A 26,996-nucleotide genomic window follows, 5' to 3' on the forward strand; every position below is an offset into this window, starting at 1 on the left:
CCAGGATGACAGCGATAACTATCAGATTCTTCGCCCAGTTCCGTGAACTGCTCGGCGAGCGGATTCAACTCGTGGTACCTGAGGGGACCACGATCACAGAGGCGGTACAGATCGTCTGCAGAGAGCGGAATGAAGCAGCAACGGCACTCTTTGGTGAGGACGGGACCTTTCGGGAGTATGTGATCCTCATGCAGAACGGCATCCGGGTGAACCGGACAGAGGCAGCGACAACGGTCGTTGCAGACGAAGACGAAGTGGCGGTTTTTCCCCCGGTTGCAGGAGGATGAATACCATGGCTGAAGAGGACAGGATCCGGATTGCAATCCAGCATGAGGATTTTGACATCGGTGTATTGATCGGAGAGGCCAGGGAGCAGAGCAGTGGTGCGATCGTTACGTTTGTTGGAATCGTCAGGGATGATGGTATCGAGACACTGGAGCTGGAGGCCTATGAGGAGGTTGCTGTCAGGGAATTGCGAAAGATCGTGGAAAAGGCTGTCAGCCAGCACAACCTTCATTCCGTGACCGTCGTCCACCGGGTTGGACCCCTGAAGGTCGGCGAGAACATTGTGGCTATCGTCGTCAGCGCCGGCCACCGGCGTGAGGCATTTCTCGGGTGCGAAGTTATCATCGATTGGCTCAAGACGGAGGTGCCGATCTGGAAGAAGGAACACCGGAACGATGGTGCAACCTGGGTGAAGGGAGAATCCCCTGAGGCAGAGCACCTCTGATAGTATAATTCCGTCTTTTTTTGCCGGTAACCTGTGGTGAGGGATACCAGTATTTCAGATTAGTGCCGGCAGGGTTTTATCCAGTTGTACTTCTCCCGGGGTCAGATTGTAATGACTGAAATGTGTTTTTTGGTTTTTAGTGTAAATCCGGTCAGTATTGGGGGTAGATTTGGTAAAGTGCGGTAGTACCGGACTCGTTTGAAAATATTTCCAGGACTTCGGCCATCTCATATTTTAATATGCATCATTATCCTAACAGTACCAGACGATACATGGGGAACTGTTTGTATGACCCAGGGAGACTGAGACCTCACTATGCACAGGTTATCATCTGTGCAGTGCTCTGTCTTCTCCTCTCAATGGCAATCCCTTCTCTGGCATCAGCTGCTGACCCGCTGCTGCCCAATGAGACAACTCCAACGGTGGTACCGGTAACGCCCACCACAGTCCCGACGGTGAGCACAACGACTACCACCGCCACACCGTCGCCGACCCTGACCACAATTCCAACGACAACAATAACAACAACTATTCCGACATCGACCATTCCCACCACGACCCAGATCCCGACGGTGACGACGACAGTCTCAACACCGATGACGACGGTCTCAACACCGACAACCACGATCCCAACGCTCACCACGATAACGACCACACCGATCACGACCCTGACGACGATCTGGACTCAATCGACCGCCACGACCACATCCACCTCACATACCCCGCCGGCCCTCCTGATCAATCCGCCGAGCATCGACCAGTTGAAGGTTACTGTCGACGGGACCTCGACGCCTGGGGAGTATGGTCAGACGATCAGCAGGATCTCATGGAACTGGGGTGATGGTAGGATTGAGGACCAGCCCTTCCCTGCCTCGCACACCTATGCACGGGCAGGTAAATATGTGGTTGCGGTCACCAGTTACCAGAGTGACGGAACCTACAACACCCGCACCCTTGATGTGGAGTTGACGACCCCAACAATCACCACGACAGCAGTCACGACGACCATGCCTCCGCCGGGCGCGCCCCGTCTGATCCTGAACGCCCCCGAGATCAACAACAGCACGGTCATGGTGAATGGTATTCCGCAGGCGGGAAGCCCGTCGATGTCCATCCAGAAGTTAATGGTAGATTGGGGAGACCAGAAGAAGGACGAATATGTGGCTTTCCCATTTCAGCATACCTACGATAGTCCCGGGCAGTACCAGATCTGGATCACTGGTGTCCAGAGCGATGGACAGTCAACCCTCCAGAACCTGACCGTTGAGATCAGTTCCCAGGTTCCCAGCACCCTCCCAACCTCCGGTTCACCCACGGCCGTCCCCTTCTGGGCCAAGCCCGGAATCATCCCCGGGTTGCTGGTCGTGCTGATCGCAGCAATAGTTGGTGGTGGGGCGATGCTCTGGCGGCGGCGCGAGCTGGGGTCCGTGGTGATCCCGACCTCAGAACCACTCGAAGAGGCCGTGGCCGCTTATACCCGGGCCCGTGAGCATGGTGATCTGGTGCAGGCCCGGAAGAGCGCCCTTGAATGTGCCCAGTTGCTGGTGATCCTTGCTGAGGCAGAACCTCAGTACAGCTCGGCGTACCTTGAGAAGGCGGACGACTGGAAGGCGATCGCTCGTTCACTGACCCAGCATCTGGAGGACGAGCCAGAACAGGCAGACCCAGGCCCGACGCTCTCCCTCGAAAAGAACGGAGCATGGGGGGACGCCGAGAAGGGGGAGGATGTAACCCTCGATGAGATGTCGACCGAGGTTCTTGAGGGAACCGACATCGATCCGGTGGTCTTTGAAGCAGTGCTGACGATTGCCCTTGAGATCGCTCGGGAAGGCAGAGAAGGGCAGTCTGTCGGGACCGCGTTCATCGTTGGTGATGCCGAACAGGTGATGAACGCCTCGACCCAGTTCATCCTGAACCCGTTCAAGGGACATCTGGTCGAGGAACGGTTGATCACGGATCCGAATCTGCATGAGAACATCAAGGAGTTCTCACTCCTCGATGGTGCTTTTGTCATCGCGAGCAACGGTGTGGTCGAGGCGGCAGGTCGGTACATCACGGTTGACACCAGTGGTGTCTCCCTGCCGGCAGGTCTCGGTTCGCGCCATGCTTCGGCAGCAGGGATCACCAGGGTCACCAACTCGGTTGGTGTTGTTGTCTCACAGAGCGGAGGATTGATCAAGGTGATCAAGGGTGGAAAGATCCTCTGGACGATCACGCCATAATCTTTTTTTTTTATTAAAAAAGTTTCAAAATTGTGTTTTTAAGCGCTTCACTCTTTCTGTCGATCTCCGGTCGGGAGTGGATCGGTCAATTTATGATACAGTTCCTCGCCGACGCATTCCCTGGCATATTTGCACCAGTGGACGCAGGATTCGATATCGTTATACACCGGGGTGCCGCAGACTGAGCAGTGAACGACACGATCATTTGAGAAGACCTCGACCTCGACCCCGCACTGGGGGCAGTGCTTGATCGTCAGGGTCGGTGTTCGAAGGTTGGCAGTTCCGGGGCAGTGGTCGAACATAGCAGGGCTCATCTGATGCTAACTGAATTTCATCTGGAAATATTTCTCCTTTTCTGAGAGGCTCTGCAGATTGTGAGGTCATCATCAATCGGATCCTTCTGGGGACCTGTGTACAACATCACCCTACCATCATCTTTTTTTTCGGAGAGATTGTCGACAACTGCCGAAGACCACCACATTAAATATATATGATCATTATTAATAATGTAGAATAAGATGCCTGAAGACTTTGATGTGAAACTGGACAACAAGTACCACCTGCCTGATCCGGCGTTTATCCAGAACTCGTCGATAATGGACTACGAGAAGGTCTATCAGGAGTCACTCTCTGACCCGGAGGGCTTCTGGGAGAAGATTGCAGAGGATCTCCACTGGTATCGGCGCTGGGACAAGGTGCTCGAGTGGGAACACCCCTATGCCCGCTGGTTCGTCAACGGCAAGACCAATATCACCTACAACTGCCTGGACCGTCATGTGTTCGGTGGCAGGAGGAACAAGGTCGCCCTGATCTGGAAAGGGGAGGGGGATGACGATGAACGGATCTTCACGTACCGCCACCTGTACCATGCGGTGAACCGGTTCGCCAATGGACTTCGGAAACTCGGGGTTTTGAAGGGCGATCGTGTCTGCATCTACATGCCGATGGTTCCAGAACAGATCATCGCGATGCTCGGATGCGCACGGATCGGTGCGGTCCATACCGTGGTCTTCGGTGGGTTCGGATCGGCCGCCCTGAATGCGAGGATCGTCGGGGCAGAAGCCAAGATCGTTGTCACTGCAGATTATGCTGTCAGGCGTGGGAAGTCGATCCCGCTCAAGCACCTGATCGAGGAGGCGATCATCAATGCTCCGTCGGTCGAGCATGTGATCGTCCTTCGGCGGAAGCAGGACCAGCCGATAGAGATCCATTCTGAGATGGAGATCGATTATGATGAACTGATGGCCAGTGTGGATCGAAAGTGTGAGATCGAAGTGATGGATGCTGAAGACCCGCTCTTTATCCTGTACACCTCAGGCACCACCGGGGCACCGAAAGGGATCGTGCACACCTGTGGGGGGTACATGGTTGGCACCTACTACACGACCAAACATGTCTTTGATGTCAAGGAGAACGACGTCTACTGGTGCACGGCCGATCCCGGCTGGATCACCGGCCACTCGTACGTGGTCTACGGACCCCTGATGCAGGGGACCACCGTCGTGATTGCAGAGTGTACGCCTGACTATCCCGACCCGGGTTCCTGGTGGTCGATCATGGAGGAGTACGGGGTTAACATCCTCTATACAGCCCCGACTGCCATCCGGATGTTCATGAAGATGGGCGAACTGTGGCCCGATAGGTATGATCTCTCGTACCTCCGGGTGCTCGGATCGGTCGGGGAACCCCTGAATCCTGAGGCGTTCGAGTGGTTCTATAAAACGATCGGAAAGGAGAAGTGTCCGATCGTCGACACCTGGTGGCAGACCGAGACCGGGATGCACATGCTGACCACGATGGTCGGTCAACCGATGCGACCCGGGTTTACCGGGAAGTCCATTCCCGGCGTGGTTGTGGATGTGGTCGATAAGGACGGCGAATCGGTCCCCCCCGGAACCGGCGGGTTCCTGGTCGTGAAGAAACCCTGGCCGGCGATGATGCGGACGGTGGTGAACAACGACCCGATCTACAGGAAGTACTGGTCCACCATCAAGGATTACTACACCGCCGGGGACCTGGCCGTGAAGGGCGATGACGGGTATATCATGGTGATCGGTCGGTCGGATGACCTGATCATCGTATCAGGTCACAACATCGGGACAGCCGAGGTGGAGAGCGCCCTGGTCTCCCATAAAGCAGTGGCTGAGGCTGCAGTGATCGGTAAACCAGACCCGATGAAGGGGAATATCATCAAAGCCTTCGTTACGCTTCGGGTCGGTCACCAGCCGACCGATCGGCTCAGGAACGAACTGATCTACCATGTTCGGATCACGCTCGGCCCGATTGCGATGCCTTCAGAGATCGAGTTCGTCGACTCGCTGCCTAAGACGCGATCAGGAAAGATCATGCGCAGGGTCTTAAAGGCTCAGGAGATGGGACTCGATCCCGGGGATACCTCAACCCTGGACGAGTAATACCACATTTTTTATATACTGCTCTGTGGCATTTAATTAACCATGGACAAGAGGCCAGAGGATTCACTCAAGATTGAGAACATTGTTGCTTCTGCAAAGGTGACCGATCATCTGGACCTCCCGGCCATCGCCTCTCAGTTGGAGGGTGCAGAGTACGACAAGAAGCGTTTCCCTGGAGTCGTGATCCGAATCAAGGATCCAAAGATTGCAGCTCTGGTTTTCAACTCAGGCAAGGTGGTGCTGACGGGGGCTAAGAGTATCGACATTCTTGACCGGGGGATTGCTCTCCTCTCAGATATGCTCAGGGCAATCGGGGTTGAGATCGATGGAACGCCAACCTACACGGTCCAGAACATCGTGACCTCTGCAGACCTGGGTTCGACGATCAACCTGAATAAGATCGCAGTTGGATTCAACCTCAACAAGATCGAGTACGAGCCAGAACAATTCCCTGGCCTGGTCTATCGGCTCGACGATCCCAAGGTCGTGCTCCTCCTCTTCGGTTCGGGAAAAATGATCATCACCGGCGGGAAACATACGGTGGACGCAGAGCGAGCCGTGCAGAGGATTATGAGCGACCTGACCGGTCTTGGGCTGATCTGAACCTTTCACCGTAGGTACGATCGATAGTCATCAAAAAAAACGAGTAGTTATCGGCCATAGACGACCGATGTCGTGCCGAACTGGATCACATGCCCCTGCATCGCTTTGACCAGGTCTTCCTGTTCTGAACCGGGCGCCAGTTCAAGTCTGGTGTCGAGCCCATAGACCTTGATCTCATACCGGTGTGCCTGCCCGTTCGGTGGACAGGGTCCGCTGTATCCGATCTCACCTTTTGCGTTCTTTCCCTGCACAGCACTGATTGGGAACGAGACGGTCAGATCCTTTGGGATGTTCTCTGGGACGATCGAGACCACGTCCATATTCCAGATCAGCCAGTGGGGAAATGTGCCGCCACCCGGGGCATCGGCGTCAGTCATCATGAGGGCAAGGGACGCAATGCCGTTCTCTTCGATTCCATCGACCTCAAGCGCTGGTGAGACATTGTTACCATCGCAGGTATACTGGGGTGGCAGGTTCTTTACAGAGATTCGCACCGTCAGGGGTTTCATAGGTATCAAAATCGGATTGATCCTATAAATAATCTTTGAATCAGAGATCAGCGCCTGTACATCGCGATGGTGTTCCCGAACTGAATCACATGCCCCTGCATTGCAGCGTTCAACTCGTCTTTGGTGAACCCGCCGGGAAGGTCCAGCTGGCTGTCAAGCCCATAGACCTTGAAGGTGATCTGATGGGTCTCCCCCTCCTTTGGGCAGGGTCCCCGATACCCGATCGTTCCAAAGTCGTTCATCCCCTGAATGGCGGAGAAGGGAAGATCGATCACCTTTTCTTTGGGAATTCTGGGTGGGACCACGACAACCGGCGGAATGTTGCAGATCAGCCAGGTGGTGAAGGTACAGCCCGGTTCAAACGGATTGATGGCCACGACGGCGAGTGACTTCACCGCTGGATCGAGGGGACCGTAGACGATTCGCGGTGAAACATTCTCTCCATAACAGGTGAAGATCTCGGGCAACTCACCATAGTCCAGACGCACGGTTAGATCTTTCATGATTTATCACAACAATAAGTTACGATAGCGCTCCTTGGTAATAAATCATACAGAACCGATCTGGTCATCCCTTTATCCGGTTTTGCGCAGATACTCTGGGGAAGAGCGATGCAGGTACATTGGCGGCGGATCCAGGCGGCACGTAACACCTATGCGATACTGGCAGCGGCCTGCGAACAGGCCGGGTTCACCATGGACCTGGTGGATCGGCCGATCCCGGATGTGACCTGCTACAGCCTGAACTCCCTCTCTGCGCCGGCTCTGAAAGAAGAGATCCGGACGGCCCCCTGCATCACCATCGCCGGCGGGCCCTATGCAACGGCCTGCTATCAGGAGGCGGCGACCTGGGCTGATTACGTGGTGGTGGGCGAGGGGGAACATACCCTGCCTTCCCTCCTTGCTGCCATCGAGGAAGGGGACGGGAGGATCCCGTCGGGGGTCGCAACCAGCGATGAGTATACGCCGGCCCGGTCCAGTGTGGTGCTGGACGCATTCCCACCGTTCTCGCAGGTGAAGGGATATATCGAGATCAGCCGTGGATGTCCGCATCGGTGCGGATACTGTCAGACCCCCCAGATCTTCGGCCACTGCATGCGTCATCGTTCGATCGAGGCGGTGGTCCGGGCGGCCGAGCGGTGCCGGGATGTGCGGTGTGTCACCCCGAACGCCCTGGCCTACGGTTCAGACGGCATCCATCCCCGGCTTGATAAGGTCGAGCACCTGCTTAGAAGGCTCTCCGGAGCGGTCTACATCGGGACGTTCCCCAGCGAGGTCAGGCCGGAGTTCATCACCCCAGAGGCTCTCGACCTGATCTGTACCTACTGCAGCAATACCCGCCTCCACTTCGGAGCACAGTCCGGGAGCGACCGTGTGCTGACCGCACTCGGACGGGGGCACACGGTGTCGGCCGTCGAGGAGGCGGTCGACCTCTGCAGGGAGGCAGGGATCACCCCGGTGGTGGACATGATCGTGGGGTTGCCCTGCGACGATGACGAGAGTGAGCGGGCGACTGGAAAACTCATTCGCTGGGTTGCAGATAGGGGAATCGTCCATGCTCATCAGTTTATGCCGCTTCCGGCCACTCGGCTTGCAAATTCGGCTCCCCGGCCGTTATTGCCCGAGACCGTCCACATGCTCGGCCACCTCTCTTTGACCGGAAAACTGACTGGATCTTGGCGGATCCGACATTAAGGTTTTTTACCAATCGGTCGAATGATGTACTATGATGGATGTGCTATTGATAGCAGATCTGCATGGACAATTCGGAAAACTTGAATCCTTTCTCGAAATTGGAGCCGATGCGATGATCATAGCCGGGGACATAACCAACTTTGGACCTCTTGACCCGGTAGATGCCCTGTTCTCTCGAATAGATGTACCCAGCTTTGCCGTTCCTGGCAACTGCGACCCACGGGAGATCATAGACGTGATCGAGCATTCCGATGGAGTCAATCTCCACGGCTCGCGCCTCTCCTTAGGAAAGGTGACTCTTGCAGGTATCGGTGGATCCAATCCCACCCCATTCAGTACACCCTTTGAATTAAAGGAAGAAGAGATCGATCAGATACTGACCCAGGTAATCTCCACCATGGAGCGGTCTATCCATAATGTATTGGTCTCCCACGCCCCACCAAAAGGAGTGCTTGACCTTGTCGGCGAAGATCACGTCGGCAGTGAGAGTGTCAGGAACCACATGAAAGACTTCGACCTCGTCTGCTGTGCCCATGTGCACGAGCAGCGGGGTGTCGCAGATGTCGATGGTGTCAAGGTCGTCAATCCAGGACCTGCATCAGACGGCTACTGCGCCCTTATCCACCTCGGCGACGAGGCAAAAGACATCAAGATTGAACTGCTCCAGGTCTGAAGTGACCCGAGGCCGGCGGGATCTCTTCTGATCCCGTTCACCACTTTTTTTACTTATCCTGATCGGATACGGGACGGACCGACTGGGCGGGGACGATCAACCCTTTGTTCTACTCTAGGACGCTGGTCATACAGGGGCTGGGACTGGTGGAGGTTCGGGCCACCGGCGTCCGGACCGAGATGGGGAAGATTGGGAGCGTCCTCTGGTTCGAGGTCTATCAATTCTGGAGAGGAAGAGCGGGGATACGATCGTCTCACTGATGTCGATCCGATGCCGTTCCTCACAACTCTTTTTAGTCCAGCCTTCGAATGGGATCTGTTAGGCCCCGGTGGATCTGATGAAGAGGGATTGGCAGGATGAGAGATGCGGAGCAGCAATGCCGGTGGCGGAAACGAACCGTGAGATGATCCTCTTCGACCTCGATGGGCAGAGGTTCGGAATCGAACTCAGGCAGGTTCAGCGGGTGGTCAGGGCGGTGGCGATCACGCCAGTCCCGGGTGCACCCGCGACTGTGCTGGGCCTCCTCAATATCGGAGGTACGGTCATCCCGGTGATGAATATGCGCAGGATCCTGCACCGGCCTGAACGGGAACTCCAGTTATCAGATCAGTTGTTGATTGTGCACACGGCAGATCGGGTTGTCGCTCTACTCGTCGATGGGGTTTTGGGTGTCTATGGACCCCGGGTGGGGGGCGAGGTCCCCCTCGATACCATCCTCCCTGGCAATGGATTGATCAGAGGTGTGCTCAGGGATCAGGGGGATCTGATCTTCATCCAGGATGTCGATGCGTTCCTCTCCGCTTCAGAGATTGAGATTTTTGATTCTGCCAGCGAGCAACACCCCGGGGTTCCGCGGGTATGATCCCCTTTTCAGAGATCCAGTTGAGGGTGATCAGCAATCGGGTCACCGCGATGCTTGGCCTCTTCTATCCAGAGGGCCGGTGGGGGGATCTGACCAGAGGGATCACCGCGGCCGCCGGGGAACTCGGTATTTCCTCCCCTGAAGCATTCGTCGAATGGTTGATAGATGCACCCCCTGAGAGCAGGGAGATCGAGGTGCTTGCACGGTATCTGACCATAGGAGAGACCTACTTCTTCCGGGAGAACCAGGTCTTTTCGATCCTGAAAGAGACGATCTTCCCGACGTTGATACAGAGCCGGAGGGGAACCGACCAGCAGATCAGGATCTGGTGTGCCGGGTGTTCAAGCGGGGAGGAGCCGTACTCGGTGGCTATCCTCCTCCACCGGCTCATCCCAGATATCGAGGATTGGAGGGTCACCATCCATGCCACCGACATCAACCCTGATGTTCTGAAGAAGGCCAGCCAGGGGATCTATACCGAGTGGTCATTTCGGGAGACTGAACCCTGGCTGAAGAGAACATACTTCACCGAGGTAGGAAGAGGGACGTATGAGGTGATCCCGGCAGTAAAAAGGATGGTGACCTTCTCCAGGTATAACCTGGTCAATCCCCCTCCCAGTTCTCCGTTGGATTTCAGTGCGTTCGATATCATCCTCTGCAGGAACGTGCTGATGTATTTCTCGCCTGGGCAGGCCCGAAGCGTCGTCAGTCACTTCTTTGAGCACCTCAATCAGGATGGCTGGCTGATCGTGAGCGTTACCGAGGTCTCGGCCCATCTCTTCCCTCAATTCAAAGGAATCATTTTCCCCCAGGCGATGCTCTATCAGAAGAAGGTAGGGAGCTTCCAGCAGGAGAGGACCGGGCCAGTGGTCGCACCACCGGCAGTCCAGCCCTCCCGGGTGAAGAACTTGCCACGCGCTCTTCTGCCGGCGACATCGGGGGCGCCTGACCAGATCAGGCCGGTACCGGCACCAGAACCGGCCGACCTGGCGATCTTCCGGAACGAAGCCAAAACTCTCTTTACCCGGCGGAGGTATCGTGACGCGATGGAGCGGGGGCAGAAGGTGCTGGAGATCAGGCCGGGCGATGCTGACATGATGGCACTTCTCTCCCGTTGCTCTGCCAACCAGGGAGACCTGACCGAGGCGAAGGAGTGGTGCGAGCAGGCGATCCTGGCCAGACGGACAGAACCGGTGTTCCATTATCTGATGTCCAGCATCCTCCAGGAACTGGACGAGGAGGGGGAAGCCATACGGTCACTGCAGCGGGTTCTGTACCTCGATCAGAATGCCGTCCTCGCACACTATGACCTCGGGAACCTCGCCCTTCGCAGGGGGGAGATCGATGAGGCGGTCAGGCAGTTCGGCATCACCCAGCGGATCCTCGCCACCAGGGGAGAGAACGAGGAGATCCCTGACTCGGGGGGCCTGAACTCCGCGAGCCTGGCCCGAATCGTCAAGGCCACGATGGAGAGGTTGGGTGAGCAGGTATGAATCAGGAAGAGTACGGGATGGTCGGTGGGTCGGCGGATGCTGAGACGGTGAGACGTATACTTGCAGAGCGAGCCAGGGCTCTGGCTCAGGTGGAGGGGGAAGGGGCGATCCCCCTCGATACCTGCGAGATCCTCGAATTTGAGATGGGAACAGAGCGGTATGGTATCGAGGTCTCGGAGATCCGCGAGGTGCTCCCCCTTCAACAGTATACTCCTCTCCCCTGCACGCCCCCGTTCGTCTTTGGAATCATCAATGTCAGGGGAGAGATTTTCTCGATCGTCGACCTGAAGAAGTTCTTTGGATTACCGGATCAGGGAATCACCAACCAGAACAAGGTGATCATCCTGGACAACGGCAGCATGGCATTCGGGATCCTTGCTGACCTGATCGTCGGGGTCCGACATGTGGATACCGAGAGCCTGATCCCTCTTCCCCTCACCATCTCCTCCATCGGGGAGGAGCACCTCCGGGGGATGACGGCCGATGGACTGATTGTGTTGGATGGTGAAAAACTGCTGGGAGATCCCAGGATCCCTGTCCATGAAGAGGTTGATGCCGGGATCTGAACTGGAAGGAATTATGAGTATGGTGCGTGAGATCATTATCAGGAATTTCGAGGGGAGCAGATGAACTATTTCAATAATAAGAAGATTCGGACCAAACTGATCATTGCGTTCGTGATCTTCATGCTGGCCCTGGTCGTCGTGGGTATCGTGGGATTCGTCAATATGAAGAATATTAACGATGGCATGACGACGCTCTATGCCGATCACACCGTGACCATCGAGCATGTCGGGGTCGCCGACAGCACCCTCTTCAAACTCCGGGGGGACCTCTTCAAGTATATCATCATCCCTGATGAACGGACGCAGCTTGAACTGGATATCAATACGGATATCGCCACCATCAACACCGAGATGCAGGTCGTTCGATCATCCCCGTTGAGTGCAGAGCAACAGACCACCCTTGCAGAATTTGATAAAAACTGGACAACCTACCAGGATGGCATAAAAGAGACGCTCAACGAGGTCAAAACGGCTAAAAGTTCAGAGATTAGCGATGCTGTCAAGGATGGCAGCCCGCTGATGAATACGAGGGCTGCCGTGGATACTGCGCTCGAGACACTCTCTGAACAGGTGAACGCCGATGCAGGGAAGATCAGCAGACAGGGTGATACCACCTTTGCCAATGCAGTCCTGCTGATCATCGGTACGGTGGTCTTTGCCGGTGTAATTGCAATCCTGCTGATCTCTGTGCTCACCACAAGTGTGGCGACCCCGCTCGAACGGTTGGCCGATGTCACCCGGAAGGTGGCGTCGGGTGATCTGAGGATCGAGATCCCCCGCGAAGAGCGGAACGACGAGGTGGGAGTCCTGGTCGATTCCACACGCATGATGCTGGAGAACCTGCGTACCCTGGACCGGGAGATCCTGGAGGGGGTGAACATCCTTGCCTCATCAGTCAGCGAACTGATGACGACGATGGCTCAGACCGCTTCTGGTGCCCAGGAGACTGCGACCTCGATCTCAGAGACGACAGCCGCCGTTGAAGAGGTGAAACAGACCACCGAGGTGGCCAGTCAGAAGGCGAAGAACGTCGCTGACAATGCAGCGAGCGCTTCGTCGATGGTGGAGACCGGGAGGGTCTCGGTCGAGGAGACGATCGCTGGTATGAACCGGATTCAGCAGCAGATGGACTCGATCGGGGAGAGTATTGGACGGCTGAACGAGCAGAGTCTGGCGATCAGTGAGATCATCGGGGTGGTGAACGATGTAGCCGAGCAGGTGAATATCCTCTCGGTGAATGCTTCCATCGAGGCGGCCAAGGCCGGGGACCAGGGGAAAGGGTTCGCTGTTGTGGCGCAGGAGATCCGTATCCTGGCAGATGAGTCCAAGCGAGCGACCGGTCAGATCCGAAAACTCCTCAAGGATACCCAGAAGGCAGTGAGCTCGGCGGTGATGGCTGTCGAGCAGGGGAGCAGGGTGGTCGAGGCCGGCGTCCGGCAGTCGACCGAGACGGGAAATTCGATCCGGGTCCTGGAGGAGTTCAATGAGCAGTCTGCGCAGTCTGCGACCCAGATCGCTATCTCGAGCAAGGAGCAGTTGGTGGGGATGGAACAGGTCGCGATCTCCATGGAGAATATCAAGACGGCGAGCGTGCAGAATCTGCAGGGGGCCAGGGAGGCTGAGAAGGTCGCCAGAAATCTCCAGGATCTGGGATTGAAACTGAAAGAGATGATGAACCGATATCAGACCTGATCGCCGGCCCAGGATCACCATGGACAGTCACGAGATCGAATTTTTAAAGAGGCTGCTGGTCACCTACCGCACCGAGGCTCAGGAGCATCTCGCCACCCTCTCTTCCCAGCTGGTCGAACTGGAGGCCAGCAGGGATGACCAGGTGAAGTCTCGGGAGATCCTGGAACTGGTCTTCCGGGAGGCGCACAGTCTGAAGGGCGCCTCCAGGGCGGTGAACCTGGTCCAGGTCGAGAGGGTCTGCCAGGCGATCGAGAGCGTCTTCTCGGTCCTCAAACAGCAGAGCGCCTCCCCGTCAAAGGAGCTCTTCGATCTCTTCTCTGAAGTCATCGACACCGTCAGGACGATGGTGGCGGCCGCCGATCCCCAGGTCCCCCAGCCCGAGAGTCCGCAGACGAAGCGGTTGATCGCCCGTCTCGAACACCTGGCCAGAAACGTTGCAGCCACTCAGGCAGGGCCTGCAGCGAATGTCGCGACCGGGATAGAACCCCTGGAGGGAACGGCCGGCGGCGGCACCCCGGGGACCCTCGAGGGGATCGGGCCTGTCAGAAAGGCAAAGGACGAGGTGGTGCCGGAGACGACCGTCAGGATCTCCGTCGATAAACTCGAACGGATCCTCCACCAGGTTGAGGAGTTCCTCCTCCTGAAGCTGGCGGTAAACGACCAGTTCAGTGAACTGCAGAGGATCCAGGCCCTGGTTGAGTCCTGGAGCGACGAATGGACGCGCGTTTCCTCCGACCTCGTCACCCTCCGCCAGGTCACCGGTGCTGCGTCATCTGAACGACTTGAACGGGTCCAGCCTTTCATCGAGCGCCAGCTGACCTTCCTTGACTGGAACCACCAGTTCATGCGGTCCCTGGACGGGGGTTTGAACGGATCGATCCGTTGCATGGATCGGGGCCGGCGATCCCTCGAGACCCTGGTCGACACTCTCCTCGATGACATGCGGGATGTCCTGATGCTTCCTGCTTCTTCCCTGTTTGATTCATTCCCGCGGTTGGTTCGGGACCTTGCACAGGCCCTGGGCAAGGAGGTGCGGCTCGAGATCCGGGGGAGCAGCATTGCGATCGATCGCAGGGTTCTGGACGAGATGCACGACCCGCTGATCCACCTGCTGCGAAACGCGATCGATCATGGGATCGAACCCCTCACAATACGGAAGGAGCAGAAGAAGACCCGGTACGGACAGATTACGATCGAGATCGAGCTTCGGAGCGGGAGACAGGTGGGGATCACGATCGCTGATGACGGGGCCGGCGTCGATCTCCCCCAGGTAAAGCGGGCGGCGGTGAAGGGGGGTCTCATCTCCGAACGGGAGGCCGAGCGGATGAACGATCAGGAGGTGACCAACCTCCTCTTTCGGTCAGGGATATCGACCAGCCCGATCATCACCGATCTCTCCGGTCACGGTCTCGGCCTGGCCATCGTGCTTGAGAAGGTCGAAAAACTGGGCGGGAGCGTGACCGTCGAGAGCACCCCTGGTGCGGGCACATCCTTCCACCTGCTCCTGCCGCTCACCCTGGTGAAATTCAAGGGGGTGCTGGTCACTCAGGATAACCGGTCGTTCGTCTTCCCGATGGCCTATGTCGAGCGGACGCTCCAGGTGTCGGTAGAATCGATCGCAGCGGTCCAGAACCACAAGACCCTGCTGTACGAAGGGGAGTTCATTCCAGTGGTGAGGCTCGGCAGCGTCCTGGAACTCCCGGATCCCCCTATGAGGGAGGCACAGACGAAGGTCTCGATCGTCGTGGCACGGGCCTCGAAGACCAGGATCGGGTTCTCGGTCGACGAAGTCCGCAATGAACAGGATGTGCTCGTCAAGAGCCTTGGAAAACAGCTCTCGCGGGTGCGGAACATCTCTGGAACCACGGTGATCGGCAATGGGACACTGGTACCGATCCTGCATGTACCGGACCTGATCAAGTCGGTGTTGAAGCCCGGGGCCGGGGCGAGGTATGGCCGCGAGGTCGTCGTCGCCGGAAGGCTCCCCTCTTCCATCCTGGTGGCCGAGGATTCGATCACCTCACGGACCCTTCTGAAGAACATCCTCGAGTCGGCAGGTTATCGGGTGACGACAGCGGTCGACGGCCAGGATGCATGGAACGTCCTGATCTCCGGGGCCTTCGACCTGGTCGTCTCGGATGTCGACATGCCCCGGATGAGCGGATTCGACCTCACCAGAAAGATCCGGAGCGATCAGCGGCATGCTGACCTGCCGGTGGTCCTGGTCACCTCCCTCGACTCTGCAGGTGACCGGGAACAGGGGATCGAGGTGGGCGCCAATGCCTATATCGTGAAGAGCAGCTTCGATCAATCGAACCTGATCGAGATCATCGATCGGCTGGCAGGACCATGACCTCCCAGAAGATCCGGGTGCTGGTGGTGGACGACTCCGCGGTCTCCAGGCAGATCCTCTCTGCGATCCTCAACGCCGATCCGTCCATCCATGTTGCAGGGGAGGCCCCGGACGGGGAGACGGCGATCCGGCTGGCCAGGTCCCTGCGACCGGATGTGATCGTCATGGACATCGTGATGCCGGGTCTGAACGGGTTCCTGACGACCCAGCAGATCATGGAGACCACGCCGGTGCCGATCATCATCGTCAGCGGGATCGAGGACCCCGATGAGGTCGGGATCATCTTTTCTGCCATGCAGGCCGGTGCCCTCCTCAGTCTCAGAAAACCGGCCGGCCCCGGCCACCCAAATCATCTGAAGGAGGCCCGGGACCTGGTCTGGAATGTTAAGATGGTCTCGGAGATCAGGGTGGTCAAACGCCGGCCAACGGTAGTTTCGTCGCCACCCCGCCCGTTTTCTCATCATAACCGGGGTACTGGGCGGGGTGCACCGGTCCGGGTGATCGCCATCGGCGTCTCGACGGGGGGACCGATCGTCCTTCAGGAGATTCTTTCTCACCTGCCGGCGGGCTTTCCGATCCCTATCCTGATCGTCCAGCATATCGCGGCCGGGTTCTCTGAGGGGTTTGCCGACTGGCTCTCCCAGGTGTCAGGGTTCCCTGTCCGCCTCGCCACCGATCGGGCATCCCTCAAACCCGGGGTGGCCCTTGTCGCCCCGGATGGGTTTCAGATGGGAATCGACAGCGACCACGGTATTCATCTCGTCGACGCCCCGCCCGAGAATGGTCTCAGACCGTCGGTCTCTTTTCTTTTCCGTTCCCTCGCCCAGGTCTGCAGCGAGAAGACGGCGGCTGTTCTGCTGACCGGGATGGGGACCGACGGGGCAGCTGAGTTGAAACACCTCCGAGACCTGGGGGCGGTGACTGTTGTGCAGGATCAGAAGAGTGCGCTGGTCTACGGTATGCCCGGGGAGGCGGTCAGGCTGAATGCTGCAGGATATATCCTCACACCGGCGGAGATCGCCGACCTGATGGTAGATCTTTCACAGAAATAGTGGTGGACTGATGTGGTGTGGGCAGGGTTTTCCGTGGATGCCATCGATGGATTCGAGCTGGTGCTTTCAACACAATAAAATGGATGGACGGTCAAATGGGTTCTTCATACGGTCAGGCGTGTTAATGAGGCGAACGTAGCGTGGAGTATGAAAATCTGGAGAGAGAGCAATCGATTAAAGTAGTGATCGTCGAGGACAGCCCAACCCAGCAGGAGTATCTCCGGTACATCCTGGAGAAGCACGGGTACACCGTTTTTGCTGCAACCAATGGGCAGCAGGCCCTCGATCTGATTGGAGAGGTCAGACCGGATCTATTAATCAGCGATGTGATCATGCCGGTGATGAATGGGTATGATCTCTGCAGGGCGATCAAATCGGATCCGGCATCCCAGGAGATACCAGTCATATTGCTCACGGCCCTTTCGGACACCAAGGATGTAGCCCTTGCCCTCCAGTCTGGCGCCGACAACTTCATCACGAAGCCCTATAACGAAGAGTACCTGATCCTCCGCATCCGGCAGATCCTGGCTCCGGAGCGGGCGCTTCGGATGAAGGACTGGATGCAATCCCCGGTTCCGGTCTCCTTCGATGGGGAGGTATACCAGATCTCATCGGACAGGGGCCAGATCTTCGAGTTCCTGCTGACGGCCTACCAGGTGGCGATCATGAAGAACCAGGAGGCGATCAGGGCCGAGGAGCGGTTGAAGGTCTCCTATGAGAATCTCGCGGTGCTCAACCAGATCATCAGCCTCTGCAACACAACCCTCTCTCTGGACGAGTTGCTGGAGTTGACCATACAGAAGATCCTCAACCTCTTCGGCTTTGAATTTGGAGCCCTCTACCTGATCAACGAGGAGAGGACCTGTGCTCATCTCCGGCATCACGTCGAGACGATCCCGGTGGAGGAGTCCTATCTGGACCTGATCCAGACCCTCGATATGGGTCTGCTACCGAACCGGGGGGTGCTGCTCAACGGGATTCCTGCTTTCTTCACCATCGATCAGACGACCTTCTACGAGGAACGGGAGAAGATCATCTTCAAGGAGCTGGGTGCGAAGGCGTACGCCATGGTCCCGGTGAAGTTTGGATCTGAGGTGCTTGGCGTGCTCGCCCTGACCAGTAAGAACGAGCACGAGTTCTCTGATGTGGAGATAGGGATGTTCGAGTCGGTCGGGCGCGAGGTCGGGAGTGCGGTGCAGAAGGCGCTCCTCCAGGAGCGGGTCACGACGGCCAACGACGAGATGAGTCTGTACCTGGACATCATGACCCACGATATCAATAACGTGATCACCAGTTCCATGGGTTATGCCAACCTGCTGGAGGATGAGTTGACCGGGCCTCAGTATGAGTTTGTCCAGAAGATCCGGACCAGCCTCGATCAGACCATCGAGATCATCAGGAATGTCTCCACCATCCGCCGGCTTCATGAAAAGCAGGCACGGCTGGTGCCGATGGATCTGGATGCCGTGATCAGAAACCAGATCTCACGCTTCTCTGAGATCCCGTTCACCTATCCTGGGACCGGGGTGATGGTCTATGCCGACGACCTGATCGGCCAGGTCTTCACCAACCTTATTGGGAACAGCAGAAAATTCGCCGGCGATGAGGTCTCAATCACCATCGGCGTCGAGGAGGATGAGGGTGTTGTCGAGGTGACGGTGGCTGACAACGGGCCCGGGATCCCTGATGATCAGAAGGCCCAGATCTTCGATAGGTTCCAGAAGGGGACCACCAGCAAGAGTGGCAAGGGGCTCGGACTCTTCATCACCTGGATGCTGGTGGAGGGGTATGGCGGAACGATCCGGGCTGATGACCGGAAGGACGGCCGGCCCGGTACTGCGATCCACTTCACGCTCAAGAAATTTCTATGACCAGGACCAGGTGAAAGGGTTTCACCCGGCCCGTCTATATCTTAACATTGAGAGGGGTACGTATGGGTGTCTTCCGCTATGATTCAAAGTACGCTGCACCGACGAAGGAGCAGCGCGAACGGTATATGAAGGGGGAGAGTAAGGAGATCCACTTCGGGGAGGAGGGGGAGATCATGGTGATCGAGTACGACGAGGCCGCGTACCTGAAGGACGAGGTCGACGGGGTCAGGATCCTCTTCACTGGTGTCGAGGACAAGGGAAGGATCTACGACGAGGTGAAACTGCTGCTCGATCAACATCAGCAGAAGGTCGACCCGCGGGAGTCGTTTAAGAACGCTGGCGATCTGTGATCGGTGGGGTGGGATCCGCCCCCGGTTATTCAGAGATGGATCCTTTTTTTCCAACGGAGTGAAATCAAAGAATGTAAGTTCAATGGAATTATATTACATCTCTTATATTGTCCTTCTTCCTGAGTCCCGTAAATCATCATCACCACGTCACGAGAATTTTTATCCCCAGCCTGATTGAAGGAGAGGTTGACGTCACCGTCGAGATCCCGATTCCGGATGTGATCGCATGAAGGCGGGCGAGACCGATCTCTTCACCCTGTTCAACGGTACCAAGCAGTTCATCATCCCCATCTACCAGCGGAACTACCGCTGGGAGCTGCCGAACTGTGAGGAACTCTGGAACGACATCGTACGGGCGACCACAGACCCGACGAGGGCCGGCCACTTTCTTGGGTCCATCGTCTATATCAACAACAGCAAGGTATCTCTCACCACCTGGATCCCACAGTTCCTGGTCATCGACGGCCAGCAGCGCCTGACCACCATCTCCCTCTTCATCCTCGCCCTCGTCCGTGCCCTCCAGGTGCAGGACCCAAACGCCACCACCCAGCAGCTGATCAGTGAGTTCCTCCTGAATGAACACTATGAAGGAGATCTCCATAACAAACTGGTCCTCACACGGATAGACTTTGAGACCTACCATGCCCTCCTCAACAACCGCGACCTCCCCCGGAATGCTTCTCCCCGCATCGTCGAGAATTACCGCTTCTTCGAAGACAGGATCCGGCAATCCCCCTTCTCTCCGCTTGAACTCTACGATGGCATCCGCCACCTCTTCATCGTCGAGATCGCCCTCGACCCCGATCACGATAATCCCCAGCGGATCTTCGAGAGCCTCAACTCCACCGGCCTCGACCTCTCCCAGACCGATCAGATCCGGAACTTCGTCCTGATGGACCAGGACCCCCATGAGCAGAAGGTACTCTACGAGGATTATTGGTACCCGATGGAACTCCTCTTCGGCAAAGATAACCCCGAGGAACTCTTCGACCGGTTCATGCGGGACTACCTGACGGTCCACCGCGACGGCAGAATTCCAAAGATGGGCGAGGTGTTCAGGGAGTTCAAGACTTATGTTCGGACACAGGGCGAGTCATCAGTCCACGACCTCGTCATCGATATCCACCGGTTTGCCAGATATTTCGTCTGTATGGCCTGCGGAGAGGAGGAGGATCCGGCCATCGCCGCCGCGTTCAATGACCTGAACTTCCTGAAGGTCGACGTGGCCTACCCGTTCCTCCTCCAGGTCTACCACGACTATCGGACCGGACAGATCACCAGGGACGAACTGGTCGAGGTCGTCCGGCTCGCCGAGAGTTATGTCTTCCGCCGGGCTATCTGCGGGATTCCGACGAACTCCATGAACAAAACCTTCGCGGCCCTCGGTAAGGAGATCCGGCGAGACCACTATAGAGAGAGTGTGAAGGTCGCCCTCTTCATGCTCGACTCCTACCGCCGGTTCCCCGACGATGCCGAGTTCATGCGGGAGATTGAAAGGAAGGATGTCTACAACTCCCGCATATGCAGTTATCTCCTGACGAAACTTGAGAACCACGGGACCAAGGAGCCGATCGCGGCTGCCAACTACACGGTCGAGCATATCATGCCCCAGAACCCGAGACTCTCCGAAGCATGGCAGCGGGAGCTCGGTGACGACTGGCAGCAGGTCCACCAGACCTATCTCCACTCCCTCGGCAACCTGACCCTGACCGGTTACAACTCCGAGCTCAGCGATCGGCCGTTCGCCGAGAAACGGGACATGGAAGGTGGCCTCGGCCGCAGTCCACTCAGGCTCAGCGCCGGCCTCGGGGAGGTTGCCACCTGGAACGAGCAGGAGATTCTGAACCGGGCCGAGAGATTAGCCCTGCTGGCGGCCAGGGTCTGGCCGGCTCCGGATCCTCTCGTCAAACCTGAAAAATCACAGGGTGAGGACTCATCGAATGGAGGCCCTCTCAAACAGCGGTGGACAGAAGAGCAGTTTATGCCCGTTCTCGAGGGGCGGGCAGGGGCTGAGGCCGTCGAGGTCGCCCGGTCGATCCTGGACTGGGGGGTTCGTCATACAACACATATCTGGTGGGGGGAGGGGAAGAAAGACGGCTCGTTTGCCCCGATCTTCAACTGGAAAGGGGAGAGTTACTATCCGGTCCTTGTATGGACCAGGGGAGTACTGGTCATTCAATTCCAGTGGCTGCAGAATCGGCCGCCCTTTGATGCACCTGAGAAACGGAAAGAGTTGCTGGACCGCCTGAACGCCATCCCCGGGATCGCAATCCCCGAGGATTCACTCATCTACCGGCCCGCACTTCCTCTCACAAAGTTCCTTCCTGCGAAGACACGTGAGGAATTTTTCACTGTCCTCGACTGGGTGATCAGCGAGGTGAAGGAGAATGTATGATCGAACCATCACCCTGTATCGTTCCCTGCGGAAAGCAGATGATCTGGAGGAACTAGATAGTGTGATGTTAATCTGAGGAGACCGATGTCACGTCCAATTTTTGTACTGAACGACCAGGGTTCGCTAGTCCCGATCTTCGAGAGAGAGTACGAGTCGGAGGATATCTTTCAGCAGATGCTCGCGAAATTTCCGGAGCTCCTGCTCACTGGCGACGACCGGACACCGTATTCTGGACTGCTCCTCCTCACCCGGGAACAGGAAGTGCCGATCGAGACCGGAGGGAGCAGGGTCTACTCCCTCGACCATCTCTTCGTCGACCAGAACGGGGTTCCGACGCTCGTCGAGGTGAAGCGTCGATCCGACACCCGGAACCGGCGGGAGATCGTGGCGCAGATGCTTGACTACGCCTCGAACGGCCTGGCGTGCTGGAACGTTGAGGACCTCCGCCGGAACTTCGAACGGACCTGCAGGGAGATCGAAAAAGAGCCGGCCGGTGTGCTTGCGGAGTTCCTCGGCGACGGTGGAGATGCGGAGGGTTTCTGGATGCAGATCGAGGAGAATATTCGCGATGAACGGATCCGGATGGTCTTTGTCGCGGACGAGATCTCGGTCGAGCTCCGGCGCATCGTCGCCTTCCTGAACCGGCAGATGCGGTCGTCCGAGATGCTGGCGATCGAGGTCCGGCAATTCGTCGGCGAGGGGGTCCAAGCGTTCGTCCCGGATGTGATCGTCAGACCGGCGGCGTCGATGGGCGGGCGTTCATCGAGTGCGGATACCATGCGACAGGCGTGGACGGAGGACCGGTTCATGACTGTGCTCGATGAACGGGCCGGCGCTGAGGCTGTCGGGGTCGCCCGATCGATCCTCGACTGGGGTGTCGGGCATGCGACCCGGTTCTGGTGGGGCGAAGGGAAGAAGGACGGCTCGTTTGGACCGGTCTTCTGTTGGAAGGGGACGGACTACTACCCGGTCTTCGTATGGAGCACCGGCGTCGGAAAGATCCAGTTCCAGTGGCTGAAACTTCGGCCGCCGTTTGATTCAATCGAGAGACGGAGAGAACTGCTGAACCGTTTGAACGAAATTCCCGGGATCGCACTCCCCGAAGACGCACTCGGCGGCCGGCCATCCTTCCCTCTCAAAGCGCTCGTGCCTGCGAAGGCACGGAAGAGTTTCCTGGCCGTCCTCGACTGGGTGGTCGACGAGGTGAAAAAGGAAGCGTGATCGAACCTCCACTCGGAATGTGCCCCCTGGGGCGAATCGGTTGATTCCTGAAACCACTATACCCGGTCCTGATCATCGATCACAGTTTTTCTCATATTCATCATCGCTGGAAGGAGTGCTCAAAATTATTATACTCATTTCTCCAATGAAGGGTGTGACCATGTACCGTGTCCTCTATGTTGATGATGAGCCGGCACTTCTGGAACTCGGGAAAATTTTTCTCGAGATGTCAGGTTTTATCACAGTAGAGACCGCCCTCTCCGCACAGGAGGGTATCCAGGTGCTGAACAGAACTGTCTTTGACTGTATCGTCTCCGATTACCAGATGCCAGGAATGGACGGTCTCGCATTTCTCAAATACTTACGAGGAGAGCATAACGGGATCCCGTTCATTCTCTTCACCGGCCGGGGACGTGAGGAAGTGGTGATCGAAGCGGTGAACAGTGGTGTGGATTATTACCTCCAGAAGGGTGGTGATCCCACGTCCCAGTATGTCGATCTGCAGCATAAGATCAAACTGTCGATAGAACGTCGACGTACTGAAGATGAACTGAAAGAATCCCGACAACAGATGACAGACATCATCGACCACCTGCCGGATGCCACCTGTGCCGTTGACCTGGATGGGAAGATTATCGCATGGAACCGGGCCATGGAGGAGATGACCGGGGTACAAAAAGAGCAGATACTGGGAACAGGGGATCATTCCTATGCTCTTCCATTTTACGGCACGAGAAGACCGATCCTCCTCGACCTCATATTAAGGAACGATGAAGAGACCTGGAAAAAATATCCAAATACCTTCAAAGAAGACAATAAACTGATCTCAGAGATCTATATTCCCATCCTCTATGGCGGAAAAGGTGCTTACCTCTGGTTTATCGCCTCTCCGCTCTATGATACGCACGGCACCGTCATTGGGGCAATTGAGTCCATCCGGGATGTCACCGAGCGGAAGCGGCAGGATCACATCCTCCATACCCAGCTGGACCTTGGTCTTGCACTCCAGTCGATCAGAGGGCTGCATGATGCGCTGGAGATCTGTCTATCTGCAGCGATTGAGATCTCCGGCATGGATGCCGGGGGCATCTATCTGGTCGATGAGGTGCATGGCTCTCTCGATCTCGCTGTTTCACGGAATCTCGGGGACGAGTTCGTACTAAGTGTCTCCCATTATTCGGCAGATTCCCCCAATACCCGGATAGTGATGACGGGAAAACCGATCTATATCCAGTACAAAAAAACAGGGATCGTCCATAGTCCAGTCCAGGAACAGGAAGGTCTGAAGGGGTTAATAATCATCCCGGTCATGTCCATGGGTAGGGTGATCGCCTGTATCAATATTTCCTCCCATATTTTTGACGAAATCCCGGCAAATTCCCATATTGGCCTTGAAACGATCGCTACCCAGATTGGGGCGGCCATCGTGCGAATCCAGGCGGACGAAGCGCTTGCACAGAGCGAGCAGAAGTACCGGAACGTGGTCGAAGACCAGACTGAATTTATCTCCCGTTTCTTACCGGATGGAACGCACGTCTTTGTCAACGAGGCATACTGCAGGTATTTCCAAAAGTCGTCTGCTGAGATCATCGGGACGACGTTCACTCCGCAACAGCCTGCAGAAGACCAGAAAGCGGTACGGCAGCACATCAGGGGATTGACACAGGAGAAGCCGGTAGCAACGATGGAACACCGGATCGTCATGCCGGACGGGCAGATCAGATGGCAGCAATGGAGTGACCGGGCGATCTTTGATGAGGATGGGGATCTTGTAGAATACCAGTCAATCGGACGGGACATCACCGATAGGAAGATGGCCGAGGACGGACTGAATACCGCCTATAAGCAGATCACGGCAACAGAAGAAGAGTTGCGTGAACACTATGACAAACTGAAAAATAGTGGGGATGCACTCCGTGAGAGTGAAGAGAAATACCGGAGCATTCTAGAAAATATTCAGGATGTCTACTACCGAAGCGACACTGCGGGAAACCTCATACTGGCAAGCCCCTCTGCAAAACAACTGTTAGGGTACGACTTAGAATCAGAGGTGAAAGGGAAGAATATTGCGCAGTCTCTCTATTACTATCCGGAAGAACGCGAAAAATTCCTTGCAGAACTGGACAGCAGGGGATCAGTCACCGATTATGAAGTCACGTTGAAAAAGAGGGACGGAACACCGGTACCTGTCTCCACGAGCAGTCATAACTACTATGATGCAAACGGCAATCGCCTCGGTGTTGAGGGAATCTTCCGGGACATCACAGAACGTAAGAAGATGGAAGATTCGCTCAAAGCAAATGAGGAGAACTACCGATCTCTGGTTGATAACCTCAATGTGGGGGTCTACCGGAACACCCCAGAATTCCCTGGCAGGACGATCTGGGCGAACCAGGCATTTGTCAGGATACTTGGATATGATTCTTTACCTGAACTGTTGGAACACCCGGTCGCCGATATCTATGCCAATCAGGATGAGCGGAAAAAGATCATTCAGGTCCTGGATACAGAGGGTTCTGTCAGGGACAGGGAACTGCACCTGAAGAAGAAAGACGGTACGCAGATCTGGGTTTCAATCAATGCACAGACAAAAAAGAAGTCGGATGGGACGATTGAATGGATTGACGGGATCTGTGACGATATCACTGCATTAAAGGAAGCAGAGGAGAAGGGCAGGCGATATCAACTCGAGATATCAAGGACCATTGATTACCTGCCTGATGCCGCCTTTATAATCAACCGGAAGGGAACGGTTATTGCATGGAACCGGGCGATTGAAGAGATGACCGGGGTCAGAGCAGAGGAGATCGTCGGCAGGGGAGACTATGAATATGCCATCCCGTTTCATGGACACCGCCGGCCGATCCTGATCGATCTTATCTTTGCATTAGAGGATGCAGTACAAAAAGGAGATTACGTTGAGATAAAACGGACCGGGGAGATCCTCTCCGTCGAGAGTCCCAATCTGATACTCAAAGGTAAACCTTCGATTGTAAGGGCCATTGCAGCTCCGATCTATGACGAATCCGGAAATGTCGCTGGTGCCATCGAAACGATCACTGATATCACCGAATTAAAACGGGCTCAGGAAGATCTTCGGGTGTCGGAGAACAGATATCATACCATCTTTGAGAACACCGGAACTGCTACCGTCCTCCTTGAGGAGAACACCACAATATCCCTGGCCAATGCTGAATTCGAGCGACTGTCTGGATATTCAAGAGAGGAGATTGAGGGGAAAATGAGCTGGACTGAATTTGTTTTTCACGAGGATCTTGAGAGAATGTTCACCCAGCACCACCTGCGTCGGGAGAGGAATGAGACTGCCCTGAGACATTACGAGTTCCGGTTTATTACAAAGACAGGTGAGATCCGCAGTATCGTCCTGACCATTGATGTAATTCCGGGCACGACGCAGTCTGTTGCTTCCTTAATGGATATCACCGCCGAGGTCCGTGCATCGGACGCCGTGAAACTGGCGAACAAACACTCGATCTCATAAATAATATCATCCGACACGACATTCTCAACCGACGTGCGGGTCTTTTTGGCTTTCTTGAATTGATGCAATGGCATCTTGATAATTCTGTTCTCATCTCAAACCTTGAATGATAGAAGCAAACCGCCGAAGCGTTCAAAGAGCAGATCGAATTCACTGGGATTACCGTGATTGCGGGATCCTTTCCCAGAGGGGCAGGTAAAGGAACAATCCACAAATCCAAGGTAACTCTCAACCTCGGGGATATCACCCTGTTGGGTGATGCAGGGGATGCGGAAATATGTGTTGAGGTATATCCGGGCGTTAAAATTTAGAGCGAACTGGTGATAATCTACAATCTCTCTTCCCATCAGATGCCGGCATTGTGGTATCTTTCATTGTTTGATTCGGGTATGTCAAAGAGATGAAGTCGAAGCAATCAATGATCGGGATGTGGTGATCCATTTTCGAACCGGTCACCCTCCTCACTTCTCTCTCAGGGGATGCGGCATCCCCGATATTCTGCAGGTACTGGTGTTCAGATTCAGGGGCTCTCTTTGAATAAACTACAGGCAATTGATACGTTGAAAATCGGAAAATAATATTGATTGCAGTCCGATTTGTGTGGATGGTGACTGGTGGATAGGAGCGCTTCCCGGGGTCAACTATGATGTGTTGAAGCCGTTGGTCGACTTCATCATTATTTCCCGGGCAACCCTTTGAATCCCTCCAATCTAAGAATAGAATCTGATTTTTTCGATTTTCTGGCGAATTGTATAATGGATATGTTTAAATGTGTGCCATGCAGACTACAGTAT

21 protein-coding genes are annotated in these 26,996 nt (G+C 56.0%); 18 read left to right on the top strand and 3 right to left on the bottom strand.

Annotation, left to right across the window (positions count from 1 at the left end; all coding sequences use genetic code 11):
• Positions 1-5: 5 nt before the first annotated feature.
• The 3 genes from MPAL_RS06605 (at position 6) to MPAL_RS14395 (ending at position 2,952) form a co-directional block, all read left to right on the top strand.
• On the top strand, positions 6-287 hold the full coding sequence (locus tag MPAL_RS06605; RefSeq protein WP_012617967.1) for a ubiquitin-like small modifier protein 1: 282 nt from the start codon (positions 6-8) through the stop codon (positions 285-287).
• A gap of 5 nt (positions 288-292) precedes the next feature.
• The gene (locus MPAL_RS06610; RefSeq protein ID WP_012617968.1) at positions 293-730 is read left to right on the top strand and encodes a molybdenum cofactor biosynthesis protein MoaE; all 438 of its coding nucleotides are present in this window, start codon (positions 293-295) and stop codon (positions 728-730) included.
• 359 nt (positions 731-1,089) lie between these two features.
• On the top strand, positions 1,090-2,952 hold the full coding sequence (locus tag MPAL_RS14395; protein ID WP_148208165.1) for a diadenylate cyclase: 1,863 nt from the start codon (positions 1,090-1,092) through the stop codon (positions 2,950-2,952).
• 47 nt (positions 2,953-2,999) lie between these two features.
• Here the strand turns inward: MPAL_RS14395 and MPAL_RS06625 are convergent, their stop codons facing one another.
• Positions 3,000-3,266: a hypothetical protein gene (locus MPAL_RS06625; protein WP_236610451.1), complete on the bottom strand. Its 267-nt coding sequence runs from the start codon at positions 3,264-3,266 to the stop codon at positions 3,000-3,002.
• Positions 3,267-3,470: 204 nt separating this feature from the next.
• On the opposite strand from MPAL_RS06625, the gene acs reads away from it, so the two are divergent.
• Both acs and MPAL_RS06635 read left to right on the top strand, forming a co-directional pair.
• Positions 3,471-5,366: an acetate--CoA ligase gene (acs, locus tag MPAL_RS06630; RefSeq protein WP_012617971.1), complete on the top strand. Its 1,896-nt coding sequence runs from the start codon at positions 3,471-3,473 to the stop codon at positions 5,364-5,366.
• A gap of 42 nt (positions 5,367-5,408) precedes the next feature.
• Positions 5,409-5,969, top strand: a complete 561-nt coding sequence (locus tag MPAL_RS06635) for a TATA-box-binding protein (protein WP_012617972.1) — start codon at positions 5,409-5,411, stop codon at positions 5,967-5,969.
• A 47-nt stretch (positions 5,970-6,016) separates the two neighbouring features.
• Here MPAL_RS06635 and MPAL_RS06640 read toward each other — a convergent pair whose 3' ends face one another.
• Both MPAL_RS06640 and MPAL_RS06645 read right to left on the bottom strand, forming a co-directional pair.
• Entirely contained in the window at positions 6,017-6,478 is a 462-nt protein-coding gene (locus tag MPAL_RS06640) for a YbhB/YbcL family Raf kinase inhibitor-like protein (RefSeq protein WP_012617973.1), read from the bottom strand.
• Positions 6,479-6,525: 47 nt separating this feature from the next.
• Complete coding sequence (locus MPAL_RS06645; RefSeq protein ID WP_012617974.1) at positions 6,526-6,981, bottom strand: YbhB/YbcL family Raf kinase inhibitor-like protein; 456 nt, start codon at positions 6,979-6,981, stop codon at positions 6,526-6,528.
• A gap of 108 nt (positions 6,982-7,089) precedes the next feature.
• On the opposite strand from MPAL_RS06645, the gene MPAL_RS06650 reads away from it, so the two are divergent.
• From MPAL_RS06650 to MPAL_RS06710, 13 genes are all read left to right on the top strand, one after another.
• Positions 7,090-8,172 (top strand): TIGR04013 family B12-binding domain/radical SAM domain-containing protein, encoded by a 1,083-nt coding sequence (locus MPAL_RS06650; RefSeq protein ID WP_012617975.1) that lies wholly within the window; start codon positions 7,090-7,092, stop codon positions 8,170-8,172.
• A 31-nt stretch (positions 8,173-8,203) separates the two neighbouring features.
• A complete protein-coding gene (locus tag MPAL_RS06655) occupies positions 8,204-8,845 on the top strand; it encodes a metallophosphoesterase family protein (RefSeq protein ID WP_012617976.1) in 642 nt (213 codons plus the stop codon).
• 337 nt (positions 8,846-9,182) lie between these two features.
• Complete coding sequence (locus tag MPAL_RS06660; protein ID WP_083767010.1) at positions 9,183-9,707, top strand: chemotaxis protein CheW; 525 nt, start codon at positions 9,183-9,185, stop codon at positions 9,705-9,707.
• Entirely contained in the window at positions 9,704-11,200 is a 1,497-nt protein-coding gene (locus MPAL_RS06665; protein WP_012617978.1) for a CheR family methyltransferase, read from the top strand. The genes MPAL_RS06660 and MPAL_RS06665 overlap by 4 nt, the downstream gene beginning before the upstream one ends.
• Positions 11,197-11,766 carry a chemotaxis protein CheW gene (locus tag MPAL_RS06670; protein WP_012617979.1) on the top strand — a complete coding sequence of 190 codons (570 nt, stop codon included), beginning with the start codon at positions 11,197-11,199 and terminating at the stop codon, positions 11,764-11,766. The genes MPAL_RS06665 and MPAL_RS06670 overlap by 4 nt, the downstream gene beginning before the upstream one ends.
• 60 nt (positions 11,767-11,826) lie before the next feature.
• A complete protein-coding gene (locus MPAL_RS14400) occupies positions 11,827-13,458 on the top strand; it encodes a methyl-accepting chemotaxis protein (protein ID WP_012617980.1) in 1,632 nt (543 codons plus the stop codon).
• Between the two features lie 19 nt (positions 13,459-13,477).
• Positions 13,478-15,811 carry a hybrid sensor histidine kinase/response regulator gene (locus MPAL_RS06680; RefSeq protein WP_012617981.1) on the top strand — a complete coding sequence of 778 codons (2,334 nt, stop codon included), beginning with the start codon at positions 13,478-13,480 and terminating at the stop codon, positions 15,809-15,811.
• The gene (gene cheB / locus MPAL_RS06685; RefSeq protein WP_012617982.1) at positions 15,808-16,863 is read left to right on the top strand and encodes a chemotaxis-specific protein-glutamate methyltransferase CheB; all 1,056 of its coding nucleotides are present in this window, start codon (positions 15,808-15,810) and stop codon (positions 16,861-16,863) included. The genes MPAL_RS06680 and cheB overlap by 4 nt, the downstream gene beginning before the upstream one ends.
• Positions 16,864-17,003: 140 nt before the next feature.
• The gene (locus MPAL_RS14405) at positions 17,004-18,734 is read left to right on the top strand and encodes a response regulator (protein WP_012617983.1); all 1,731 of its coding nucleotides are present in this window, start codon (positions 17,004-17,006) and stop codon (positions 18,732-18,734) included.
• A 62-nt stretch (positions 18,735-18,796) separates the two neighbouring features.
• A complete protein-coding gene (locus MPAL_RS06695) occupies positions 18,797-19,084 on the top strand; it encodes a hypothetical protein (RefSeq protein ID WP_012617984.1) in 288 nt (95 codons plus the stop codon).
• Positions 19,085-19,310: 226 nt separating this feature from the next.
• The gene (locus MPAL_RS06700; RefSeq protein ID WP_012617985.1) at positions 19,311-21,479 is read left to right on the top strand and encodes a DUF262 domain-containing protein; all 2,169 of its coding nucleotides are present in this window, start codon (positions 19,311-19,313) and stop codon (positions 21,477-21,479) included.
• An 84-nt stretch (positions 21,480-21,563) separates the two neighbouring features.
• Positions 21,564-22,700, top strand: a complete 1,137-nt coding sequence (locus MPAL_RS06705) for a hypothetical protein (protein WP_012617986.1) — start codon at positions 21,564-21,566, stop codon at positions 22,698-22,700.
• 145 nt (positions 22,701-22,845) lie between these two features.
• Positions 22,846-26,202, top strand: coding sequence for a PAS domain S-box protein (locus MPAL_RS06710; RefSeq protein ID WP_048145235.1), 3,357 nt, complete (start codon positions 22,846-22,848; stop codon positions 26,200-26,202).
• Positions 26,203-26,996 lie beyond the last annotated feature (794 nt).

This window comes from Methanosphaerula palustris E1-9c (assembly GCF_000021965.1).
GTDB lineage: Archaea > Halobacteriota > Methanomicrobia > Methanomicrobiales > Methanospirillaceae > Methanosphaerula > Methanosphaerula palustris.